23 protein-coding genes are annotated in these 20,091 nt (G+C 66.5%); 4 read left to right on the top strand and 19 right to left on the bottom strand.

Annotation, left to right across the window (positions count from 1 at the left end):
* Positions 1-63 precede the first annotated feature (63 nt).
* From AB0J95_RS33135 to AB0J95_RS33055, 17 genes are all read right to left on the bottom strand, one after another.
* Complete coding sequence (locus tag AB0J95_RS33135) at positions 64-393, bottom strand: hypothetical protein (RefSeq protein ID WP_364766778.1); 330 nt, start codon at positions 391-393, stop codon at positions 64-66.
* Positions 393-1,415, bottom strand: coding sequence for a bifunctional DNA primase/polymerase (locus AB0J95_RS33130; RefSeq protein WP_364766775.1), 1,023 nt, complete (start codon positions 1,413-1,415; stop codon positions 393-395). Before AB0J95_RS33130 ends, AB0J95_RS33135 begins: the two co-directional genes overlap by 1 nt.
* 192 nt (positions 1,416-1,607) lie before the next feature.
* Entirely contained in the window at positions 1,608-2,042 is a 435-nt protein-coding gene (gene ssb / locus AB0J95_RS33125) for a single-stranded DNA-binding protein (RefSeq protein WP_364766772.1), read from the bottom strand.
* Positions 2,043-2,216: 174 nt separating this feature from the next.
* Positions 2,217-2,654 carry a hypothetical protein gene (locus tag AB0J95_RS33120; protein WP_364766769.1) on the bottom strand — a complete coding sequence of 146 codons (438 nt, stop codon included), beginning with the start codon at positions 2,652-2,654 and terminating at the stop codon, positions 2,217-2,219.
* Positions 2,655-3,256: 602 nt separating this feature from the next.
* Positions 3,257-3,865, bottom strand: a complete 609-nt coding sequence (locus tag AB0J95_RS33115; RefSeq protein WP_364766766.1) for an ADP-ribosyltransferase — start codon at positions 3,863-3,865, stop codon at positions 3,257-3,259.
* Positions 3,866-4,045: 180 nt separating this feature from the next.
* On the bottom strand, positions 4,046-4,498 hold the full coding sequence (locus AB0J95_RS33110; protein ID WP_364766763.1) for an NUDIX hydrolase: 453 nt from the start codon (positions 4,496-4,498) through the stop codon (positions 4,046-4,048).
* Positions 4,499-4,758: 260 nt separating this feature from the next.
* Positions 4,759-6,987 (bottom strand): zonular occludens toxin domain-containing protein, encoded by a 2,229-nt coding sequence (locus tag AB0J95_RS33105; protein WP_364766761.1) that lies wholly within the window; start codon positions 6,985-6,987, stop codon positions 4,759-4,761.
* 33 nt (positions 6,988-7,020) lie between these two features.
* Positions 7,021-8,226: a hypothetical protein gene (locus AB0J95_RS33100; RefSeq protein WP_364766759.1), complete on the bottom strand. Its 1,206-nt coding sequence runs from the start codon at positions 8,224-8,226 to the stop codon at positions 7,021-7,023.
* Positions 8,213-8,578 (bottom strand): hypothetical protein, encoded by a 366-nt coding sequence (locus AB0J95_RS33095; RefSeq protein ID WP_364766757.1) that lies wholly within the window; start codon positions 8,576-8,578, stop codon positions 8,213-8,215. Before AB0J95_RS33095 ends, AB0J95_RS33100 begins: the two co-directional genes overlap by 14 nt.
* Positions 8,575-8,787: a hypothetical protein gene (locus tag AB0J95_RS33090; RefSeq protein ID WP_364766754.1), complete on the bottom strand. Its 213-nt coding sequence runs from the start codon at positions 8,785-8,787 to the stop codon at positions 8,575-8,577. Before AB0J95_RS33090 ends, AB0J95_RS33095 begins: the two co-directional genes overlap by 4 nt.
* Positions 8,787-9,212: a hypothetical protein gene (locus tag AB0J95_RS33085; protein ID WP_364766751.1), complete on the bottom strand. Its 426-nt coding sequence runs from the start codon at positions 9,210-9,212 to the stop codon at positions 8,787-8,789. The genes AB0J95_RS33090 and AB0J95_RS33085 overlap by 1 nt, the downstream gene beginning before the upstream one ends.
* 145 nt (positions 9,213-9,357) lie before the next feature.
* Positions 9,358-9,801, bottom strand: a complete 444-nt coding sequence (locus AB0J95_RS33080; protein WP_364766748.1) for an SsgA family sporulation/cell division regulator — start codon at positions 9,799-9,801, stop codon at positions 9,358-9,360.
* Entirely contained in the window at positions 9,782-10,168 is a 387-nt protein-coding gene (locus AB0J95_RS33075) for a hypothetical protein (RefSeq protein ID WP_364766745.1), read from the bottom strand. Before AB0J95_RS33075 ends, AB0J95_RS33080 begins: the two co-directional genes overlap by 20 nt.
* A 276-nt stretch (positions 10,169-10,444) precedes the next feature.
* Positions 10,445-10,924 carry a hypothetical protein gene (locus AB0J95_RS33070; protein WP_364766742.1) on the bottom strand — a complete coding sequence of 160 codons (480 nt, stop codon included), beginning with the start codon at positions 10,922-10,924 and terminating at the stop codon, positions 10,445-10,447.
* Between the two features lie 4 nt (positions 10,925-10,928).
* Positions 10,929-11,246: a hypothetical protein gene (locus AB0J95_RS33065; RefSeq protein ID WP_364766739.1), complete on the bottom strand. Its 318-nt coding sequence runs from the start codon at positions 11,244-11,246 to the stop codon at positions 10,929-10,931.
* A 211-nt stretch (positions 11,247-11,457) separates the two neighbouring features.
* Positions 11,458-11,634 (bottom strand): hypothetical protein, encoded by a 177-nt coding sequence (locus tag AB0J95_RS33060; protein WP_364766736.1) that lies wholly within the window; start codon positions 11,632-11,634, stop codon positions 11,458-11,460.
* 116 nt (positions 11,635-11,750) lie between these two features.
* Positions 11,751-12,251 (bottom strand): hypothetical protein, encoded by a 501-nt coding sequence (locus AB0J95_RS33055; RefSeq protein ID WP_364766733.1) that lies wholly within the window; start codon positions 12,249-12,251, stop codon positions 11,751-11,753.
* 839 nt (positions 12,252-13,090) lie between these two features.
* On the opposite strand from AB0J95_RS33055, the gene AB0J95_RS33050 reads away from it, so the two are divergent.
* Positions 13,091-13,795 carry a GntR family transcriptional regulator gene (locus tag AB0J95_RS33050; protein ID WP_364766731.1) on the top strand — a complete coding sequence of 235 codons (705 nt, stop codon included), beginning with the start codon at positions 13,091-13,093 and terminating at the stop codon, positions 13,793-13,795.
* 64 nt (positions 13,796-13,859) lie between these two features.
* On the opposite strand, the gene AB0J95_RS33045 is transcribed toward AB0J95_RS33050, so the two are convergent.
* On the bottom strand, positions 13,860-14,696 hold the full coding sequence (locus AB0J95_RS33045) for a hypothetical protein (RefSeq protein WP_364766728.1): 837 nt from the start codon (positions 14,694-14,696) through the stop codon (positions 13,860-13,862).
* 87 nt (positions 14,697-14,783) lie between these two features.
* Positions 14,784-15,086 (bottom strand): hypothetical protein, encoded by a 303-nt coding sequence (locus tag AB0J95_RS33040; RefSeq protein WP_364766725.1) that lies wholly within the window; start codon positions 15,084-15,086, stop codon positions 14,784-14,786.
* A gap of 335 nt (positions 15,087-15,421) precedes the next feature.
* On the opposite strand from AB0J95_RS33040, the gene AB0J95_RS33035 reads away from it, so the two are divergent.
* From AB0J95_RS33035 to AB0J95_RS33025, 3 genes are all read left to right on the top strand, one after another.
* Complete coding sequence (locus tag AB0J95_RS33035; RefSeq protein ID WP_364766723.1) at positions 15,422-15,961, top strand: hypothetical protein; 540 nt, start codon at positions 15,422-15,424, stop codon at positions 15,959-15,961.
* Positions 15,962-16,396: 435 nt separating this feature from the next.
* On the top strand, positions 16,397-16,726 hold the full coding sequence (locus tag AB0J95_RS33030) for a trypco2 family protein (protein WP_364766720.1): 330 nt from the start codon (positions 16,397-16,399) through the stop codon (positions 16,724-16,726).
* Between the two features lie 6 nt (positions 16,727-16,732).
* On the top strand, positions 16,733-20,091 hold a 3,359-nt coding region (locus AB0J95_RS33025), incomplete at its 3' end, for a tetratricopeptide repeat protein (protein ID WP_364766717.1).

The following is a 20,091-nucleotide window of genomic DNA, read 5'->3' as shown; positions in this document are numbered from 1 at the left end:
GGAAAGTGAGGGACGTCCTGAAAGGACACGAGGACCTGACTGCTCGATCTCCCCACCGGTTCGCTACGCAGCCGTCACGTCCCCCTGTATTGCAGGGTTGTCGCGCTTGGCGGCAGAGCGTTCCTCAGGGGTGAGATATTCGTGGCCCCACTCGGTCCACTGCGCGGTGGACACGTAGCGCCAAACGCGCGTCAGCTTGTTGGCCGTGGTGGATGTTTCGGTGGTGGGTGCGTAGCAACGGGACGCGCCGCACGGGTGGTCCAGCGGGTAGCGGCCCAGGCGGCTGGATCGGCGGGTGGCCAGCCAGTCCCGGTAGAAGTAGCCGCGCTGATCGCGCGGGCCGCCGGTGAGGATCACGATGTCGCTGCTCGGGTCGGTCCACGCGAAGTCCATTACGCGGCCCTCCCTCCACCACCAGTGGGTGTCACGTCCCCTCGCACCGCTGGGGTTGTGGAGCGTGGGATGCGGGGTTTGCGGGTGCCGGCGCGGATTCCGTTGGTGATGGTGCGGCGGATCTCGCGGTCGGTGCAGTCGCAGTCGGCGGTGAGCATGTGCTGTGCGGCGGTGTACAGCTCGGCTTCGGCGTCGCCCCAGGCGAGGCTGCCCGCGCCGACGTGCTGTCCGAGGTTGCCCGACGCGCTGAACAACGTCGTGGTGTGGCTGCCCGGTTGAGCGGTGGCGACCCGGGCGCATTCGCCGCGCACGGCGGCGGCTGTGTAGGCGCCCAGCCGTGCCGATGAGCGTGGGGGTGCCGCTGTGGTGGGCGCGACCGGTTGGGGCGTCAGCAAGACTGTCAGCCATGCGGGAAGCGGTGTCAGCGGCCGGTCGTCGGTGAGGGCGTAGATCCCGTCACGGGTGATCGAGCCGGGGGCGACGATGTAGCCGCCCCACGCGCGGGTGTCGATCTTCCAGCCCAGCCCGCCGCCGCGCTCTCCCCCGGTGTTGCGCAGCCGGATGCCGAGCGGGGCGGTGAAGTAGAGGTGCCAGCCGCCGCGGGCTGTGCGGCCGACGGCGGTGTCCCATGGGAAGGGCTGCTCGTGGTCGGCGCAGATCGCGGCGAGGTGGTCCAGCCCGTCGGTGATCCCGGTGTGCGGGCAGCCGGCCGGGGGCCGCTCGGCCGGCGTCTTGGGCAGGTCGAGGTCGACCACCACCAGGCCGCTGGGACCGGTGGCGATGCCGATGTTGTACGGGGCGCGTGCCCAGGCGGCCCGGATCCGGTCGGGGTCGGTGGTCGCGCGCTGTTCCCACCCCTGATGCCCTTCGCGGCAGATACCGGTGCGAGGGCAGGGTTTGCGGAGCGTGTCGCCGTGCAGCGCGGGTGGTTTTTTCAGACCGGGCTGGATCGGGAAGACGTGCCAGCCGCGCGCGGCGGCGGCCAGCGCGGCGGTGAGCAGCCGCTGGTGGGTGGTGTCCACGGCCGGTGTCCTTTCGCGGATCGGGAGTCGGCAGGCGATCGGCGGTGACCCGCATGACGGGCTGACCGCCAGGGGCAGAGGGCGGCGGCGCAGCCGCTCCGCTCAGGCTTGCGTGCCGCGCGGCCGGAAACGGGGCAGGCGCCGCGTCTCCTTTTGGGGTGACGCGGCGCCTGGAAACCCTTGCGGGGCCGGTCAGAACGGAGGTTCGTCGCTCTGCCACCGGTTCGTGCTCGATCCGTTCGCGGCAGTGCGAGCCGGTTCGCGGGTGGCCTTGGTGACAGTGACGGTGGCCCACCGCAGGGAGGCGCCGATCTCGGTGACGTCCAGTTCGAGCACCGTGCGCTTCTCACCGCCGGTGGTCTCGTAGGAGCGTTGCCGCAAGGTGCCAGTGACCACGACCCGGGCGCCTTTGGACAGTGAGTTGGTGACGTTTTCGGCGACCTGGCGCCACACGGTGGCGCGCAGGAATGTCGCGTCGCCGTCGGTCCAGCCGCCGGTGTTCGAGTCGAAGCGGCGTTCGTTGGCCGCGACGGTGAAGTTGGCGACCGCGGTGCCAGTGGCGGTGTAGCGCAGTTCCGGGTCGGCGGTGAGCGTCCCGGTCACGGTGACCTCGGGAAGGCCTGACATGACAGATCTCCTGTTGTTGTGAGGTTGTCGGCGGGTATGCCTGTGCTTGCCACGCAGACGGGTGGTGTGCTGGGCGGCTGCGTCTGCGGTTGCGCGGAGGAACGGTGGGGATTCCTGGCGCCGGGATGCGTGACCGGCCGCCTGTAGGCGACCGGCGGACTGTCGCGAGATCGGTTACTGCTCCAGGAACTCGATCGGCTTGCCGTGCGCTCGTGCATAGGCGATCTCGTTGCGGGTCGACTCACCGATGTAGCCGCCGACGTTGAGCACCATCACCCGATCGGCAAGGTCGATCTTGCGCAGGTGAAGTTCATCGAGCCTGACCTTGCGCTGGGGATCGACGTTCTGCGGATCTTCGTCGGCCGCCTGGGTAGTGACGATCTCGATCGACAAGACGATGTGGCCAGCGTAAGTGAGGCGCTTGCGCCACTCGTTGAAGGTGTCCACGAATCGGGTCGATCCGCAGAGGACAGTGATGGTGGGCTGGGGGCCGTGGAAGTCGCGGACAAGGGTGGCCGCGGTGAGCGGCTCGCCGTACTGGGTCATGCCGGGCGGGATGTGCCCGGCGGCCAGAAGCGGGTCGGCCGCGAGGGTGAAGGAGTGCTGGCTCACGAGAAGTTCCTCCTGTCGATCGAATACGGGGCGAAGAGGGACAGCTGCGGTGTCGGCGCCTGTGAGGTCAGTGCTCTCAGCGGTGATGCCGCCGGTGTTCCCGCCAGGCGCGAACGGCACGGTTGACGGCGCGTAGTTGTCGACCGGATCCGTTGCAGCGTGGGCATATCCTCAGGGCGCGAAGGATGGATGAGCGGAACTGGCCGTGTCCCTGGCAGGTTCGGCAGGCGCGGTACGGGTACAGCAAGCAGGACGCGGCGTATCCGCAGAGCGCGACCACGGCGACGAGAACGAGAGCGTTCACCAAGGGACTCCAAGAAGACGAGGGACGTGACAGACGGGCGCGGGGTGCCCAGACGCACGCGGGAGGGGAACGTGCTTGGAGTCCTGGTGCGGCCCGGGGTGGTGGTCACCGCGCCGCACCAGGAATGTCGGCCGGGATTGCGGGGCCGGGGGACGTCAGACCTTGCCGAATCCGTTGCAGGTCGGGCATGCACCGGTGCCGCCTTGGCTGACCGGGGTTCCCTTCCCGGATCCCTTGCAGGTCTTGCACGTCGTGCCGCTGACCTGGTCATGCCAATCTGACTTTTGCTTCATGGTGCTCACTTCCTGAGGGTGGTATCGCGCCCGGCTGTTGCGGGGGCGTTGTCGGCGTTGGTCATGTGCAGTACGCGCCGGCCGTTCACGATCTGGTCGGAGGTCACCCGGAAGGGTTGGTGCGGCCCGAGTAGCAGTTCGTTCTCGTCCTGCTTGCAGGGCACACCGGAGGCGTTGACGTCCAAGGCTTTCGTGCCGGCCGCGAGGTCGTAGTGGATGGTCACGTTCCCGAACCCGTCCAGTGGTGTGTCTCCCTTGGTGGTGCTGGTGAACCGGGGTTCGGTGATGGTCTGCCCGATCTGGGATCCGATCGGGCCGTAGACGCGTTCGGCGGTGTCGGGGTGGATCGCCCGGGTGGCGGTGGCGGGTGCGTCCAGCCGGGAGCGGTTGACCGCTCGTTCGAGCGCACGCGCTTGCTGGCGCATCTGGTGCGCGTAGTCCTTGTCGTCGGCGGCATGCGCGGGCGGCTGGTTGCCGTTGGCGACATACTCGTTGATCGTGCGGAACGAGCCACCGGTGTAGGCGGACACGGCTTCCCGTTCTGCGCGCCGTAGTCCGGCCTGGTTGGGCTGATCGGGTGTGTCGGTTCCGGCGATGACTTTCAGGGCGTCCACCGTGTCCTGGGCGTCCTCGACACGGTCGCGTGCTTTCCCGATCGCGTCCGGGTCACCGCGGGCTTCGGCTCTGGCGAGGGCTTTGCGTGCGCGGCAGAGCCGTTGCCGGGCGGCTTGCGCACGTGGACTGCTGCTGTGTCCACCCGGACACCGACGCCCCCGGGTCCGGCACACCTCCGGTCACGTCCCCGGGGCGAGCACGTCGTGCGCGCGGAGCGTGCCCAGCGCGTCGGTGAGAATGCGGGCGTGGTCGAAGGCCAACGGCCGGTCCAGCGCGATCGGGACGGGCACCCATGCGGCGGCCCGGGCATCATCCCCGGCTTGTGGGGTGGGCAGGTGGTCCAGCAGCGCGGTGTAGGCGGTACTGATGACCTGTCCGCGGGGGTCGCGGCCCGGGGTGTCGTAGACACCTACCAGGGCGAGCGCGGGCGGGGGGGTCAGGTGGGTCTCTTCGGCCAGCTCGCGGCGGGCGGCCTGCTCGCTGGTCTCACCAGGATCGAGATAGCCGCCGGGCAGGGCCCAGCAGCCGGCGAACGGTTCCCAACCCCGTTCGATCAACAGCACCGCCAGCACGCCATCGGCGCGGCGGGCGAACAGCACGAGGTCGGTGGTGTTCTGGGCAGGTGTCGACACGGGATCTACCTCCAGCAAATCGATGACGCACGGTGACAATTGAGTAGGGCGTGTGGGCGCCGTGATCTCCATGGGGAGGGAGCCGTCCTAGCGGCGGGAGAACCCTCGAATCCGGCGTGCGCGGCGCGCTGACGGGCGCACCTCCCTGCCTCCCTCGGCACGGGTTGCCGCAGGTGGAGTGAGGGGGGCGGGGGTGAGGGAGGCGGGTAGGGAGAACTCCCCGCCTCCCTGCCCGCCTCCCCTGGGTTTCGGCCGGGTTGTCAGTCCGTCTCGTCCTCGTCGCCGTCGACGGTGTTGTCACGGTCGGTGAGTGCTTGGTGGACGAGGTCGGTGCGGACGTGCATCTCGCCGAGCGTCTTGTATGGCGCGGCGTCGTAGCCCAGGAGGTACTTCTTCAGGTCGGCGAACCCCCAGTCGCCGTAGGTCGGGCGGTGTAGTTCGGTCAGCCGCTGCAGCACTTCCTGGGTGCGCATCCGGGGCAGATCCCCCAGCACCGTGGCGATATCGGCGAGCGGATCCCGCTGTGCCACAGTGGATTCGTCGGCCGGGCTGGCGGTGATACCGGCCTGGGCGCGCAACTGCAGCGCGCGCTGGGTGACCCGATGCACGTCGGCCTGGGGGACGTAGAAACTGCGCAACAGCCCGGGTTTGGTCATGAACCCCCGCGCCATGCAGGTGCCCACGTCGCCGGGGCCCTCGTCGGTCTTCGGATCCAGGCCGACCGCAGAGATCCCGGCCTTGTAGGAGCCGGTGCCCAGCACGGCGTCGTTGCCCAGCTGGTCACCGATCGCGAAACAGGCCTTGTTCGTGGCCACGCTGATGATCTTGCGCGGGAGCGCGTCCTTGGAGGGTTCTGGGGTCAGGAACATCAGCGTGATGGCGTACTTGCGGGCGGTGGACATCACCTTGGACGCCACCTCCATCGCGGACTTGCCCTGGCTGCCGATGAACAGGTTCTGGCACTCGTCGATGATCACGATGCGCGGACGCAGCCGCGGGTCACGTTTGGCCAGCTCACGGGTAACGAACCGGGCATCGTGCTCGCGCAGGGCCTCCCCACGCAGCGACAACTCGTCATACAGCCGGTGCAGCAGCGCCAGGCAGGTGGCCACGGTGTCGTCGCCGGCGCCGGTGACCAGGGAGCGCAGCCGGGGCCGCATCGGCTCGTAGTCGGCGTTCTCGGCCATCACCACCACGTCGACCTCGACCAGCGGATCGAGGATCGCGCCCGCGGTGAGGGTGATGACCAGCGAGGACTTGCCGGACCCCATCATGCCGCCGACCACGTAGTTCGCCTCGGACAGCCGGCCGCGCACCACGTCGCCCTTGATCGTGACCCCGATGGGGACACCGGCGAAGTAGTCACCGGTGGCGGTGTCCAACTCGTCCAGCACCGGCCAGGGATCCACCGGGCCGGACAGGGCACCGGGCTTGGACACCCACAAGTCCAGCACGCTGGCCTGTGGTTCGGTCGGCCACACCTCGTTGGGGAAGCGGACCAGGTTGTGCGCCAACAGTTTCTTGCGTTTCACGATCTCTTCCACCGGGCAGGCCGGCGGCAGCGCGAGCTGGGCCCGCCAGCCCTTGCCGTCGATCGTCGGCGGCATCAAAAACCGGATCTTCCAGCCCTCTTTCAGGGCCTGGGTGAACCCCGGGATGCGCAGGTTGCGCAGGGCGTTGAGGATGGTGCCCTCGTCGGGCAGTTCGTCCATCACGTCCCCCGGCTCGGCGGGCATGGCCGCCCACGTCGGTTCCCAGGTGGAATGCGTCTTGCCCAGGTGCCACAGCCAGGCCAGCGTGCCCACGGTCGCGGCGGTGAGCATGAGCAAGCCATAGACCGTCAGGAACCCCACGATCCAGCGGATCGCGCTGATCACGGCCATGATCGGCTCGATCACGCGGCTGATATCGCTGTCGGCCACAGCCAGGATGACGCCCAGGACCAGCAACAGCGCGGGCGGCGCCACGATCAGCACAGCCGCGGCCTTGGCCAGCTGCAACGGCGAGCCGACCCAGTCCATGATGCGCTGGTGGCGGCGCTGCTTCTCCGCGACGTCGGCTTCCTGCCAGTAGCGCAGTCCTTCCTGGTCACCAGCCGCTTCCGCGGCGCGCATCATCCGCTCGTAGCGGCTGCCGCTGTGCGTGTCGCGCCAGCGCTTGTACGCGATCCCGGCCCCGGCGACCGGGTACCAGACGTTGCGGACCAGGGCTTTCCCGGTGGTGCGGGTGCGCTGGTGGGTGACCGCGGTGCGCATCAGGTGCACGACCACGGTCACGTCCTGGCGGTAGCCGTCCCACCGTTGCAGCGCCTGGCCTTTTTGGCTGGTCAGCCGCTGGTATTCCTCGTCGGACAGTAGTTCGCCCTCCAGCACCTCCCCGGTCGGCTCGCCGGGGGAGGTGTCGTGGCGGGTGGTCAGGTAGTGCACCTGGGCCAGATCACCGGCCGGGTCCACCGGGCCGGACTCGTCTGGGTTGGTGTGGGTGGACATGGTCGGACACCTCCCTTTCCGGGATCCAGGGGGTCAGCGGTTGCGGTAGTAGTCCCGCAAGATCCGCGCGAACTTCGGCGCACAGCGCAGGGCCTGACGGATCGAGTTGGCCGACGTGAGGTCGATCGAGCCAGGGTTGGCCGCGATCGCGGCTTCCAGTTCGGCCCGCAACTGATCCAGCCCTCGATGCGGCCGGGCACGCTTGCGCGGTCGTCGATCGGGGTTCGATTTTTGCTGCTCAGACCCCGGATTCATGGTCATGATCGGACCCTGCTCCGGGCCGTGAGTCGACGTGTTCGAGTCGGGCCGGTGGGGTCGATCCGTCGCCGCGTCGGCCAGCAACGCGTGCAGCTCACGATCGAACTCCGGCCACGGCGTGCTCGACACGTCCTCCACCGGCAGGCCGGACACGATCGAGGCATCCAACCGGCCGCGCCAGGTGAAGCCGCGGCGGTTGAGCTGGTAGCGGCCCGGGGCGAACAGCAGCCGCGCCTGCCCGTCGGTGTCGATCTCGGCGACCGCCGCGTGCACCGCCGCCCGCCGGATCCGGGCCAGCTTGCGCGCCGCCAACCGGGCCGCCCGCATCGCGTCCCGTTCGGCTTTGCCGCGCCGTGGGCTGGCGGTGACCAACTGGTGGGCCACCACCCCGGCCACACTCGCCACGCCCCGCACCACCGCCGCGTCCACGCCGTACTCCAAGCCGTGCAACGCGTTGATCCCGAACGCGACCGCCGAGAACGCCCACACCCCCACCAGCAGCGCCCACACCGGCCGCTCCGGATGCCGGCGGCGGGTGACTTGCACCGCCAGCGCGAACGCCCACATCCCCAACTCGGTGATGTAGAACAACGCCGAACCGGTCACGTCCCCGTACACCTGCAACCCGTAGGCCGACATCGCCGGAATCGACATCACCGCCGAGACCACCGCCAACGGGTAGATCAACAGATCCACCAGGTGCGCATCCACCCACGCCCGCAACCCCGACACCCGCGCCCGCCACCGCTGCGACCGCGTCGCGCGCCGGGCGTCCCGCTCGGCGCGCCGCACCGCGCGGTCGGCACGGTGCGCAGCGTCGGCCTGCTGCTGCTGGGCGAACGCCAACTGTGCCGCTGCCAGCTCGGTCTCCGATCGAGTGCGAGCTACGGTCGCCTCGATCTGGGCCGCGGCCACGGCGTCCAGCCGGGCCTGTTCCTGCTCGGCGGCCTTGTCCTTGCGCCGCTCGTCATGCCATCCCACGGCCGTTCACCTCCTTCCTGCCCTCGTCGTCGTTGTCGCTGTTGTGTCCGCCCAACTGCCGACGGTCCGCGCGGGAATGGGTGTCCTCGGCCGACGGCAGCGCCGCCTGAACCGCGCGGCGCGCACGCGCCAGACGCAGTTCATGGGAGACCCACCCGGCACCCGCTCCGACGGCCAGGACCGCCCACCAGCCGTTGCTGGTCACCGCCAGCACGCCCGGCACGCCCACCCCGGCCAGCTCGATTACGTGCCACCCCAACCAGGACACGACCCGCACCGGCCACGACGCGCCCGGCGTGGGCGACGTGACCGTGGGGGCGGGTGGTGGTGCCCAGGGCTGGTGCTCGGTCATCCCCATCCCTCCTTTCCCGTGTGCTGTGTGCGGGGCGGCAGTGCGGTGGTCACCTGCGCGTTGAGCCAGCGCATGCCCTGCATCAGCAGCCAGTCGGCCAACCGGAACGGCTGCCGCGCCAGGTGCAGGGCCACGAACAGCAGCAGCACCACCAGAAACCGCAGCAACGCCGCGGTCCCGACCCGATCCAGCGCCTCGAACATCGACATCACGTCACCGTCCCGATACCGGTAGCGGCCAAGGCCTCCCGCAGCGCCGACGGGGCGATGGTGATGCTCGGGCTATCCGTAGTGATCGGCCGGCGCAACGCCGCGCCCAGCTCGTAGGCCTGGCCACTGTGCAAATCCACCCGGATCTGGGCCGGGTGTCCGCCCAGCTCGAACGCGATCGACGCGCTGCCCGATCCGCCGTAAGACAATTCGATCAGGATCGTGGTGCCCAATCGGTCGGCCCACGCGCACAGCTTTGCCAGCTTGATCTCATCGCGCGGATCGAACTCGTACGGGAAGCCCAGAATCACCCGCATGGACCCAGCGGTGGTCACGTACGCGCTGTCCACATCGGGCACATCCGCGTACGCCTCCAACGCGATCGAGACGTCCGACAGCGTGCGGCACAACGTCTTGGTGCTCATGGTGTTTCGCCTCCACAGGTACACAAGTCAGGGGTGGGATCCGGTTGTCGAGCACGCCACAACCCAGAGGAATGCGGACTGTTGAGACGGTCCAGCGGGTCCATCACGTCCACATCGGACGCAACTCGGCGGGTGGGTGTCGCTGTCACGTCGGCTCACCGCCGCACAACAGCAGCAGCCGATCCCAATCGATCCGGCCGGCTTCGTCGCCGAGCGGCACCCGCTCGGCAGCCTGCGCAAGCACCGCCTGGACGTGCCGGCGAGGCAGCCACACCGTGGCGGCGCCGGTCGGGCTGGACAGGGTGATACGCAGCTCATCACCGTCCGGCGCCAGCCACACATCCCCGCCCGGGGCGTGCGCCGGGCAGCGCAGCGCGTCGGTGAGCATCTCCCGCGAGACCAGCCAGGTCGCGTTGTTGAACTGCACCTTGATCGCGAACGGATCGGCCGGGTCGAAGCCCAGCCCGGTGCGGCACAACGGCACCGCCGCGGCACGGTCAACCCGCACCGCGTCGTGCGCGGGATGCGGGTACACCCAGCCGGTGAGGCACAGCCACACCACGGAGTCGTCATCCGGCCGGATAGTCATCGCCATGTCCCCCTTCGCGGTTGTCTGCGGGTGAAGTGGCCGCGCCCGGAGGGGAGCCGGGACGCGAGTCGGTGAGCAGCGTGCTGGCCCGCCGGGCAATGCTGTGTGCCCAGCGGTCCAGCGCGGCACGCGTCTGATCCGGCAGGCCGACAACCTTTCCGCTGAGGCGCATGCACGCGGCCAGAACTTGATATCGGTGCCCGACTTCCCGCCGCGCGGTGTCCTGGGCGATCTCGTACACCACTACGGCCAACTCGGTCAGCCGCACCCGGATCTCGCCGTCCTGGTCATCCAGCCAGCGAGGCATCTCCAGTGCCAGACGGCACTGGATGGCGCTCACCTCAGCCGCGACCGGTGTGTCTGTCATGGGGGTCTCCTGACTGATCTCGCATCGGTTCGGGGAACACCCGGCCGGTGGCCTGTCCGTCCACGAACGCGCCGCCGGGGCGGGGCCTATCGCCTAGGGGCCGGGGTCGTTGATGACCCGGGGCAGCGGGCGCGCCATGTGCCGCAATGCACCCGCACCGTCTGCCCGGCCTCGGTGACGCCCACAACGGTCATCAACCCGCAGCCGAACCGGCAGTTGCGGGTGGTCTGTTCGGGGTTGGGAAACCTCATCTTCCGTATCCTTTCCACAGTGGACTCACACCGCGAGCGCGGTGATCGCGCCCGGGATCGCGACCGGGGGTACTACGGCTTCGAGTGCCGTGGTCTCGCGGGTGAGCCGGTCACGCTCGGCGGGATCGGTGCTGTCCCACCATTGATCGGTCAGCGCCCGCAGCCGGTAGGCCGCCGCCAACCGGGAATCGAGACGGACTCGGTCCGGGCGCGGCCGGACACCGCACAGTGGACAGCGGCGGGCGGCGCCGCCCATTCGCTTGATCTGCCGTTCCCGCAACCGGGTTCCCGGCCAGGTACGGGCCAACGTCCAGGTAATGCCTTCGGCGCGCACAACCTGCAGCAGCCGCGCGCCTTGTCCGGCGTCGTGCAACGCCAGCCGGGACGTGACATTCTTGGCCCAGCCGATGTAATGCCGGGCATGCCGATACGGCCGGTCGAAATGCAACAGGTACACCGTGCCCACATACCGGCCCGGCACGGCCAGCGGGTCAGAACCGCCCATCCCGTCACGCCGCCATCCGCCGCTGGGCGCGCTGCACACTGCCCCGCGCCGGATGGACCTGAGGTGACGTGACACCGGATTCGCCGGTGATACCCCGGTTTGCAGTCCCCCTCGCGGTGGCGGACATCGGGTTGATATCGCCGAACGCCTCCAGGCAGTAGGCGTCCACAGCGGCGTTATCAATGCTGTCCGGGAAGTGCGGCGCGAGATCGAGCGTGGCCAGGAGGTAGGCGTCCAGGTCGCCGCGGGTCAACCCGGCCGGCAAGCCGTCCCAGCCGCTTTCGGTCACGTCCCCCAGGAAGTCCCTATCGTCCCCGTGCATCGGGCACACCCCAATCCTTAGTAGACACAAGAGGCGCCTCACGCAGTGACGAGCAGGCGCAAAGACTGTGCGGGTTCGTTGATCCCCGACACCCCCACCCCCGCAACCAGTGCAGGGATGGGGGATCGGCGCCCAACGGCGCGAGATGTCCGGCCAGCAAGCGGGAGAGCGTCGTGACGAAAGAGCCCCCTCGCTGGGGCCGCGAGTGGCGTCAGCGGCGAGCGACGTGCTTCGCCTTCTTGCTACTGCCGAACGGCGCGAAGATCCCGCACAGGAGCGCGATCCCGCCCATCACCACGGCGGTGGTGTAGTCGCCCATGTTCACCGCCTGCGCCGACAGGATCACAAAGACAACGAACGCAGGCCAGAAAATCAGACCCCTCAACATGACTACCTCCATTGTTTTTTCTCTGGTATGCAACACTTTTCACACCCCGGGACCACCGGATGCGATGATCACGAGGCAGGACAGAAGAAATAGGGTGCAGCGCTGTTCGCGGACCCTCACGATTTGGTGCAACCGGCACCCTCGACGGCACCCACGAGCGAGCGAGCGGCTTTCTCGTGCCGCGCATACGCGTTGGGGAAACCCGACCGCTGGACCGCCTGCGCCGCGGCGGTCACGCTCATCCGCTCCCAGTCCGGCACAGTGCGCAGCCGCTCGTAAAACTTCCGGGCGCTGTAGGCCGGCGTCATCACCTGCGCCGCCGAACCCCACCCCATGCTCGGACGCTGCTGAAACAACCCCAGCGAATCCCGGTCACCGTAGTTGAGATTCCGTAACCCGGACTCCTGCATCGCGGTCGCGACCGCGATCACCCGCCCCTGCTCGGGAACACCCATGTCCCGGCCCACCGACACGATCGCCGCCGCGTTAGCCATCTGGTCCGGCCTGTACCCCGGCACGGCACAACCCTCGCCGGTAGCCCCGGTCTTCGGACCCGCCAGGTACCCCACAACCGCGACACCGGCCAGCACCCCACCTGCCTTTGCCAGAACCGACATGACAATTTGTCCTTTCCGGACAGTCGTCCACATGTAGCGCGATACCCCGACCATCAAATCGCCCACGCTGGTACGGCACGGACCCGTAGTTCCATTGGACAGATTGGAAATCAGGGTCAGGAATCTGCACTGTCCCTGTCTCGGCATTTCGTTAGCGCACGTTCACGCGCCACCCGGGGGAATCGAACCCCGTTGGTACATAAAAGAAAGACGGACCCCCGTATGCGCTTCCGCGTCAGGTCCGTTCACCTGTACCGGCTGCCTAGCCGGGTGGCTACCTCCACCCCGTATGGGTATACAGAGTGCCCATCCTTGCTTGCCACGCCGTCAGAATTACTGATGCCGACCATCTCGGAGTCCCACCATGCTGTGAAGCGGACTACGTCCGGTCCGCATGGCCCCTTCGGCGCGAGGATCTCGGGTCTTCAGTTAGTGACCTCGCCAGACAAAGGTCTGGTCGGAGCGGACTCGAACCACTCAACAGGCCGAAAAAGAGCAGCCGCTATCCAAACTTGTGACAACACAAGGGATTCAAGAGTTCAGCGGCTTCGAGCCACCCGGGACGACAGAAACCGGGGGGAGAACGCTGGCGTGTCTACACCGAACGAACAAACACCATCAGTGAAGCCCAGGCTGAACGCGCATCCAGCACCGAATCCTCGGATCGCCCGGATCCTGTAACCCTTCAAGTAGGACTAGAAGGTTCCGCAGCATGGCTTCTCCATCGGGTAACGGTTCGCTTGGTAACCTGTCATCGACTTACGTACCTAGTACACTACAACGTACCTGGTACGTCAACAGGTACCAGGTACGTCACCCGTTTGGACCAAGGAGAACCGTTGGCATCTAACGACAAAGGTCAAGCCCGCAAGCGGCTCCCCAAGTACATGGAGATTGCCGCTGACATCCGGCAGAAGATCAAGACCGGTGAGTGGCCACCCGACCACGTGGTACCCAGCGCCGCTGCACTTTGTGATCAGTACGACGTAAGCATGAGCGTGACCAAGAAGGCACTTGACCTGCTCAAGTCGGAAGGGCATGTGTATGCCGTCTTTGGTGTTGCGACATACGTCGCCAATCGGCCACGCCTCGTACGGATTTCGCCAGAACGGCAGGTTGAGGGCGCTGAAACAAGTTTCCGCAACGAGTCCAATGCAGACGCTCACATTGATCGCGATACCAACCAAGTGGTGGCTACAAGTGAGGTTGCAGAGGGACTGGGCTTGTCGTTGGGTGACGAGATTACCCACACCGTCACTCGGGCATCCGTAGATGGTCAGCCCGTGTCAATCTCGGACACGTATCAGCCACTGGGCCTCACAGACATATCCGGCGCAGCTGAGCTAGAGGAAACCATTGCGGACGAACTTCCCTCACCCGCGCACGCAGAGTGGCTGAATATCGCACCTGGAGACCAGGTAAAAACCATCCGTCAGAGGTTTATCGCGGCTGACGGGCGTGTAGTTATGCTGTCTGACGTGTCTTACCCGCGGGACAGGTACGATGCGTTCATTTTCCGGATGAGCCTACCCGTCGAGTCCTGATAGTAAGTATTCGCGGTAGTTGAAGGCTGGTTGAGCTTGACCCCGTTGTCGAGCTTAACCAGCCTTACCGCTTTATCCAGCCTTGTGCGACGTCCTTCTGGTTCCACCATGACACGTAATGAGTGTCCTCGGATACCAGTTGCCAGCGTGTCTTCAATGTTTCAAAGAAAGTGTCGTCCCCGGTCTTGCCACCTTGCGGCTCTCCCACGAATATGAGCCGGTCGCCTCCAGAATTTTCGAACCTCGTTAGCATTTTTGATGCCATGTCGTTGCCCCATCCAGGTGGCCAGCAGAGAAAAAGAACATAGTCTGCGGCATCTGTCGTTCGAGCTGTGAACTGCTCCATGTCGCCGACATCGTGCCACACGTCTTGCTGACCAGCCGTTGAGGGGAAAGAGATGTTCGCGATCTGGTTCGGTGGCTCTACATCGTATGCGTCAACCGAAAGCCCAGCACGTGCCAACTGTGCGGCCCAGTACCCCCTACCAGCCCCCAGTTCTACGATGGAGCGTCCAGCGCAATACTGCGAGACCCATTCGACAGTCTCCGGCGAAGGAACCGCGTACGCGTAAATGGCCTGCAATGACATCTGAGCGTATGCGAGACGAGCACTTCCATTTGGAACTCCACCGTCAATGACGCGGCGGCCTTCATGTTCGGATACGGACGGCGCGACAATATCCCAATAAGGGTTCGCGCTTTGGTCGTCGCCGCCGGTCACGTAGTGGACAAACCTCAGATCAAACGCTGCATCAGCGCGGTCGTTGCCTGTTCCTTGCAACCTGGGCGCCATATCCAGGTACTCGGACACCGTAGGGTATTCGGCCCTCAAGCGTTGGTCATCATCCAGCAAGTCCGCCAGTTCATTGCGGCGCTCTTCTGTCAGCACGAGGTCTGTCACGCGTTCCATTCTTGCAGACCTCCCCGGATCCATGCCCCCGTGCCAGTCTTTGCTCTTGGTGACAACAACCCGTAGCCGGTTTCCTGGTCAACGATTGATCACCGCATGATGACGCGGTCGCAGAGCTGGAGCTAGCACCCATTGCGACACGCGGCTTGACTCGCCTCTCCCATCTTGGATCGGGAAGGTGACGAAGCCGGCCCAGTGTCCCGTGGTGGTGCGTTTCCACATGCGGAGTTGCCCTGGCACCTCGGCCTGTAGATCCAGACCATCGGACTGTGGTTCGGCCGGACGCCCGATCGGGTAGACCACGCTCAAGCTCACCCACACATCCAACGGTTGCTTGAGGTACTCGGTGTTGCCGTTGCGCCAACGTGCAGGGTTGAACATGTGTTCGATTGTGGAGTGTTGGTTTCACCAAGCACAACCGGGGGGAGCGACACTTGCCGTGCAGGTCATCGCCAAGCCACCCCCACTTGGCCTCACGGCGGGGCCTCCCGGCGCCGGAGCGGCCCCGGTGAACCCCATCGCCACCAGCCGTGGGTACGCCACATCGCGCGGATCTTGCCCGCCGAGGCCTCCACCAGTCTTCGACGTTGGGCATGATCATCCGCTCCCTTCAAGGGGAGGCGGTCCGGGGAGTAGACAGCCGCACATAGACCTGCGGTCGTACGGTGAGAGCATGAGCGCGGGTGCATGTATGCAATAACCTGGAAGGGGTGGAGATGGGCGCTGCGGAGTGGATCGCGTTGGGTAGCGCAGTAGTTGCCCTCCTGGCTGGAGGATTCGCCTTTTGGCAAGCGCTCAGTGCTCGCCGTCAAGCTGCTGCCACTGAGCAACAAGTCTCTCTCATGCAACGTCAGATCGACGCTGAGATGACAGCGCGTGATGAGGCTGCGGGTCCCACATTCAAGGTGGAGAACGCCGTCATTTTCTACGATGGTCAACGGTTCGCGACAGCATCGTTGACCATGACCAGTGGAACTCCTCTGTCATTGGTAAAGGTGCGAGTGCGCGGCGCCGAAGTGGAGGGCCTGGTTCCTTTCTCTGGCAGTCATGACCGCTTGGACGAGAAGGAGTTCACGCATCTTTCCGAAGGTGGAAGGATTGAGATTACCGCGATGATGGACTACAACGCGGCCACGCCAGCGAATTTGACAGTGGACCTGGAATGTTTCGAGGAGGGCGAACGGCAGCGCAAGTGGATTCGTTCATGCACCGCATCTGCAACGGAGCGGCCGGAAGTTATGGGCACTTGGCGCTGAGCGCTCGCCCTGCATTGGTCTGGTGCAGTGCGTCCGCAGCGTCTCGATGGTGTCCATAGTAGACGCTCGGCTGATCACGGCGGGGCAGTAGCAGCCGGGGGATGGTCACGAAGACGGCCTCGCCGCGACCATCGAAGCGGTCCAAATCCGCAGGGAACTTGCTGACAAACGGCCTGCACCTCCATGCACCGACGCTGACCAACTTTCCTGACCTGCGGTTTTACGCTTGACTGCTGGTCGGAACCTATGCCGTACCTGGTTGTGGTCCAGGAAGTCGCGGGGTCGAGTCCCACCACGCACCGGTACCACTCAGAATCCGACATGCAAGGTGTTGAAGCTGCCGCTTCGCCAGCGCGCCAAGGGGTCGGTTCACTCGAACGGGCTACTTGGTTGTGTGGGAGGTAGCGGAGGGGACGTGACACTCGATAGGGCGGCATGGACATCGAACTGGCCGATGCGGTCGCTGTTGTGCGGGATGAGTTGCTTGCCGCTGCTGCGCGGGGTGTGGGGCAGGACATCGAGTTCGTGGTGGGCCCTGTCGAACTGGAGTTCTCCGTCGAATTGCGCAGGGATGCCAAGGCCAAGCTGGGGTTCAAGGCGTGGGTGGTGTCGGCGGATGCGGAGGCGAGCGTGGCGCAGACGCGTAAGCACCGCGTGCAGATCTCGCTGACGCCGCGCAACGCAGATGGCAGCGACGTGAAGGTGAGCAGCCAGAGCGCACGTCCGGTGGGGCCTGGCGACGTTTCTGGACACATGGGTCGCTGATCGCCGGTGGAGTGGGAACGGGTCTTCGCGGTTGCCGGTCCGGGTGGTGCCGGTTCCGGCTATGTGGTCGCGCCCAGGCTCGTCCTTACCTCGGGGCATGTGGTCGCCGCCAAGGGGGCGTCGGTGACGTTGTTCCGGCCAGGAAAGCCTGACGTGTTCACCGGCAGTGTGGTGTGGTTCGGGAGTGAGGACGCCGCATTGGTGCGCATCGACGGGGACACCTGGACGCCCATGGACGGTGCGGTCGCGTGGGGCCGGTCGGTCACCCACCTGCCGGGAATCCAGTGCTTGTCGTGGGGTCGTGCTGATCTGGCCCAGCGTCCGGGACGAGCGATCGATGTGGCACAGCCGTCCGGGACACTCAACCCCGGCGACAGGATCGTGGGCGACCGGTACGTGATGCACCTGAACACCCCCCCGCCAGTCCCGACCAAGAACGTTCCCTCGCCGTGGGGCGGGTTGTCCGGCGCGGCGTTGTTCTGCGGGGACCTGCTGATCGGTGTGATCGCGATGGATCTCGCCGGTGGGCAGCATGCGGCGTTGGAGGCTGTGCCGGTCTACGTGCTGCTGCGTGATCCGGAGTTCCGCGGCTTGCTGGGGTCGTATGCGGGACCGCTGGTGGGCATTGAGGTCCGGCAGTTGGCTGACCCACATGCGCGGGCGCCGCTGGCGCGGGTGATCGCGTCTCCGGCCGGGTTGTTGCCTGCCCGGCGGGCTGTCGTGCCCTTCCGCGGCCGGGACGAGCTGCTGGCGCGGTTGGACACCTGGTCCAGCACACCAGGGGTAGGGGTCTGGATCCTGCACGGCCCTGGCGGTCAGGGTAAAACCCGCCTCGCGCACCAGTTCGGTGACCAGCTCACCGAACAAGGCTGGGAGGTGGTGTGGCTCGCGGCAGACATACCGACCGAACAGGTGAAAGTGCTGGCGCACACCGTCGTTCCGCTCCTGGTGGTGATCGACTACGCCGAGTCCCGCACCCAGCAAGTCACGGGCGTGCTCAATAGTCTGGCCGCACGGCGAACCGGCACGCCCGTCAAAATCGTCATGCTAGCCCGGACGGCAGGGGCGTGGCTGGATGAGCTGGCCAGCCAGAACGACGCGATATCCGACCTGCTCACTCGACACGTGCACCACGGTGCCCGTGTCGAGCCGCTTCCGGTGCTCGATGCCACCACCGTCGGCCAACAGGATGCGTATCGGTCGTCGGTGGCCGCGTTCGCGGCGGCGTTGCCCCGGGTATCGGGCATGGACCATATGAGTTGGCCGGCGGTGGCGGCATCGCTTCCCGACCGGACCTGGCCGGCGGGAGCACAACCCACTGTGCTGGCCGTGCAGATGTCCGCAGTGGCTGATCTGCTCGACGCCGCCAGCAGCGACACCCAAACGAGCCAGGTGCCGGACGGTGAACAGAAAGGGCCCGAAGACCGGCTGCTGGAACACGAGAGCCGCTATTGGCGCACTACAGCCAAGGCCTTTGGGGTGATGCCTGGATTGACCATGGCTACTCTCACCGACGCGGTGGCCGCGGCGATACTGCTGGGCCCACCCTCATCTGCCGATGCCGATCAGTTGTTGAGCAGGGTTCCCGGATTGTCGGACCGGTCCTTGCAAACACGAGACGCGGTACGGCAATGGCTGGCCAGGCTGTACCCCAGCAGTGACAAGGACATCGCGTTCGACAGTCTCCAACCGGATCGGCTCGCGGAACGACTCATCGGACGGTTGATCCTTGATGACACGCGGGTGTGCCTGGTCGAGGTACTTGCCGCCACGGTCACCCCCGCAGAAGCCGGCAGGCTGCTGACCGTGTGCGTGCGGGTCGCGGCGCACACAGTGCTCGGTGAACAGGTAGGCCAGGCCGTCAGCCGGTGGTGCGTCCGCTTCGCTCACACACTTGCCGTGGCCGCCATCGAAGTGGCCACCCAAGCAGAGGTACCCGCTCCCCTGATCCGCGCACTCAACGAGATCGCTGGCGACAACGCCATCGACACCGATCTACTCATCGAGCTGGCATCGGCACTTCCCCAGCAAACTCATGCACTGGCCGAGATCGCAGTCGCGATCACCGAAAGTCTTGTCACACAACACCGGCGAGCCAGCGAGCGAACACCAGACAACCCCAGTCCGGCTCTCGCCGCCAGTTTGAACAATCTCGCGGTCCGGCTGGGTGATCTGGGTCGGCACGAGGAGGGCCTCGCCGCCATCACCGAAGCAGTCAACATCCGCCGGCGGTTGGCAGCCGAGCGACCCGACGCCTTCCTGCCCGACCTCGCCAGGAGTTTGAACAACCTCTCGGTCCGGCTAGGTGCCCTCGGTCGGCGCGAGGAGGGCCTCGCCGCCAGCACCGAAGCAGTCAACATCCGCCGGCGGTTGGCAGCCGAGCGACCCGACGCCTTCCTGCCCAACCTCGCCATGAGTTTGAACAACCTCTCGGTCCAGCTAGGTGCCCTCGGTCGGCGCGAGGACGGCCTCGCTGCCAGCACCGAAGCAGTCGAGGCCTACCGTCAGTTGGCAGCCGAGCGACCCGACGCCTTCCTGCCCGAGCTCGCCACCAGCTTGAACAACCTCTCGGTCCGGCTGAGTGATCTGGGTCGGCGCGAGGAGGGCCTCGCCGCCAGCACCGAAGCAGTCAACATCCGCCGGCGGTTGGCAGCCGAGCGACCTGACGCCTTCCTGCCCGACCTCGCCACCAGCTTGAACAACCTCTCGGTCCGGCTGAGTGCCCTGGGTCGGCACGAGGAGGGCCTCGCCGCCAGCACCGAAGCAGTCAACATCCGCCGGCGGTTGGCAGCCGAGCGACCCGACGCCTTCCTGCCCGACCTCGCCACCAGCTTGAACAACCTCTCGAACCGGCTGAGTGCCCTGGGTCGGCACGAGGAGGGCCTCGCCGCCAGCACCGAAGCAGTCGAGGCCTACCGTCAGTTGGCAGCCGAGCGACCCGACGCCTTCCTGCCCGACCTCGCCGGCAGTTTGAACAATCTCGCGGTCCGGCTGGGTGATCTGGGTCGGCACGAGGAGGGCCTCGCCGCCATCACCGAAGCAGTCAACATCCGCCGGCGGTTGGCAGCCGAGCGACCTGACGCCTTCCTGCCCGACCTCGCCATGAGTTTGAACAACCTCTCCGCGGACCTCGGTGATCTGGGTCGGCGCGAGGACGGCCTCGCCATCAGCACCGAAGCAGTGGAGGCCTACCGGCAGTTGGCGGCCAAGCGACCTGACGCCTTCCTGCCCAACCTCGCTGGCAGCTTGAACAACCTCTCGGGCCAGCTAGGTGCCCTCGATCGGCGCGAGGAGGGCCTCGCCGCCATCACCGAAGCAGTCGAGGCCTACCGGCGGTTGGCAGCCGAGCGACCTGACGCCTTCCT

This window comes from Actinocrispum sp. NPDC049592 (assembly GCF_040675465.1).
Taxonomy (GTDB): Bacteria; Actinomycetota; Actinomycetes; order Mycobacteriales; family Pseudonocardiaceae; genus Kibdelosporangium.
This window is presented reverse-complemented; position numbering and strand designations above follow the sequence as displayed.

What these genes read in the sequence shown, in the direction of transcription:
- AB0J95_RS33135 (WP_364766778.1), bottom strand. Translation starts at nt 393, where the DNA reads ATGGACTTCGCGTGGACCGACCCGAGCAGCGACATCGTGATCCTCACC.
- ssb (WP_364766772.1), bottom strand. Translation starts at nt 2,042, where the DNA reads ATGTCAGGCCTTCCCGAGGTCACCGTGACCGGGACGCTCACCGCCGAC.
- AB0J95_RS33105 (WP_364766761.1), bottom strand. Translation starts at nt 6,987, where the DNA reads ATGTCCACCCACACCAACCCAGACGAGTCCGGCCCGGTGGACCCGGCC.
- AB0J95_RS33095 (WP_364766757.1), bottom strand. Translation starts at nt 8,578, where the DNA reads ATGACCGAGCACCAGCCCTGGGCACCACCACCCGCCCCCACGGTCACG.
- AB0J95_RS33090 (WP_364766754.1), bottom strand. Translation starts at nt 8,787, where the DNA reads ATGTCGATGTTCGAGGCGCTGGATCGGGTCGGGACCGCGGCGTTGCTG.
- AB0J95_RS33085 (WP_364766751.1), bottom strand. Translation starts at nt 9,212, where the DNA reads ATGAGCACCAAGACGTTGTGCCGCACGCTGTCGGACGTCTCGATCGCG.
- AB0J95_RS33080 (WP_364766748.1), bottom strand. Translation starts at nt 9,801, where the DNA reads ATGACTATCCGGCCGGATGACGACTCCGTGGTGTGGCTGTGCCTCACC.
- AB0J95_RS33075 (WP_364766745.1), bottom strand. Translation starts at nt 10,168, where the DNA reads ATGACAGACACACCGGTCGCGGCTGAGGTGAGCGCCATCCAGTGCCGT.
- AB0J95_RS33070 (WP_364766742.1), bottom strand. Translation starts at nt 10,924, where the DNA reads ATGGGCGGTTCTGACCCGCTGGCCGTGCCGGGCCGGTATGTGGGCACG.
- AB0J95_RS33065 (WP_364766739.1), bottom strand. Translation starts at nt 11,246, where the DNA reads ATGCACGGGGACGATAGGGACTTCCTGGGGGACGTGACCGAAAGCGGC.
- AB0J95_RS33060 (WP_364766736.1), bottom strand. Translation starts at nt 11,634, where the DNA reads ATGTTGAGGGGTCTGATTTTCTGGCCTGCGTTCGTTGTCTTTGTGATC.
- AB0J95_RS33055 (WP_364766733.1), bottom strand. Translation starts at nt 12,251, where the DNA reads ATGTCGGTTCTGGCAAAGGCAGGTGGGGTGCTGGCCGGTGTCGCGGTT.
- AB0J95_RS33040 (WP_364766725.1), bottom strand. Translation starts at nt 15,086, where the DNA reads ATGTTCAACCCTGCACGTTGGCGCAACGGCAACACCGAGTACCTCAAG.
- AB0J95_RS33035 (WP_364766723.1), top strand. Translation starts at nt 15,422, where the DNA reads ATGGGCGCTGCGGAGTGGATCGCGTTGGGTAGCGCAGTAGTTGCCCTC.
- AB0J95_RS33030 (WP_364766720.1), top strand. Translation starts at nt 16,397, where the DNA reads ATGGACATCGAACTGGCCGATGCGGTCGCTGTTGTGCGGGATGAGTTG.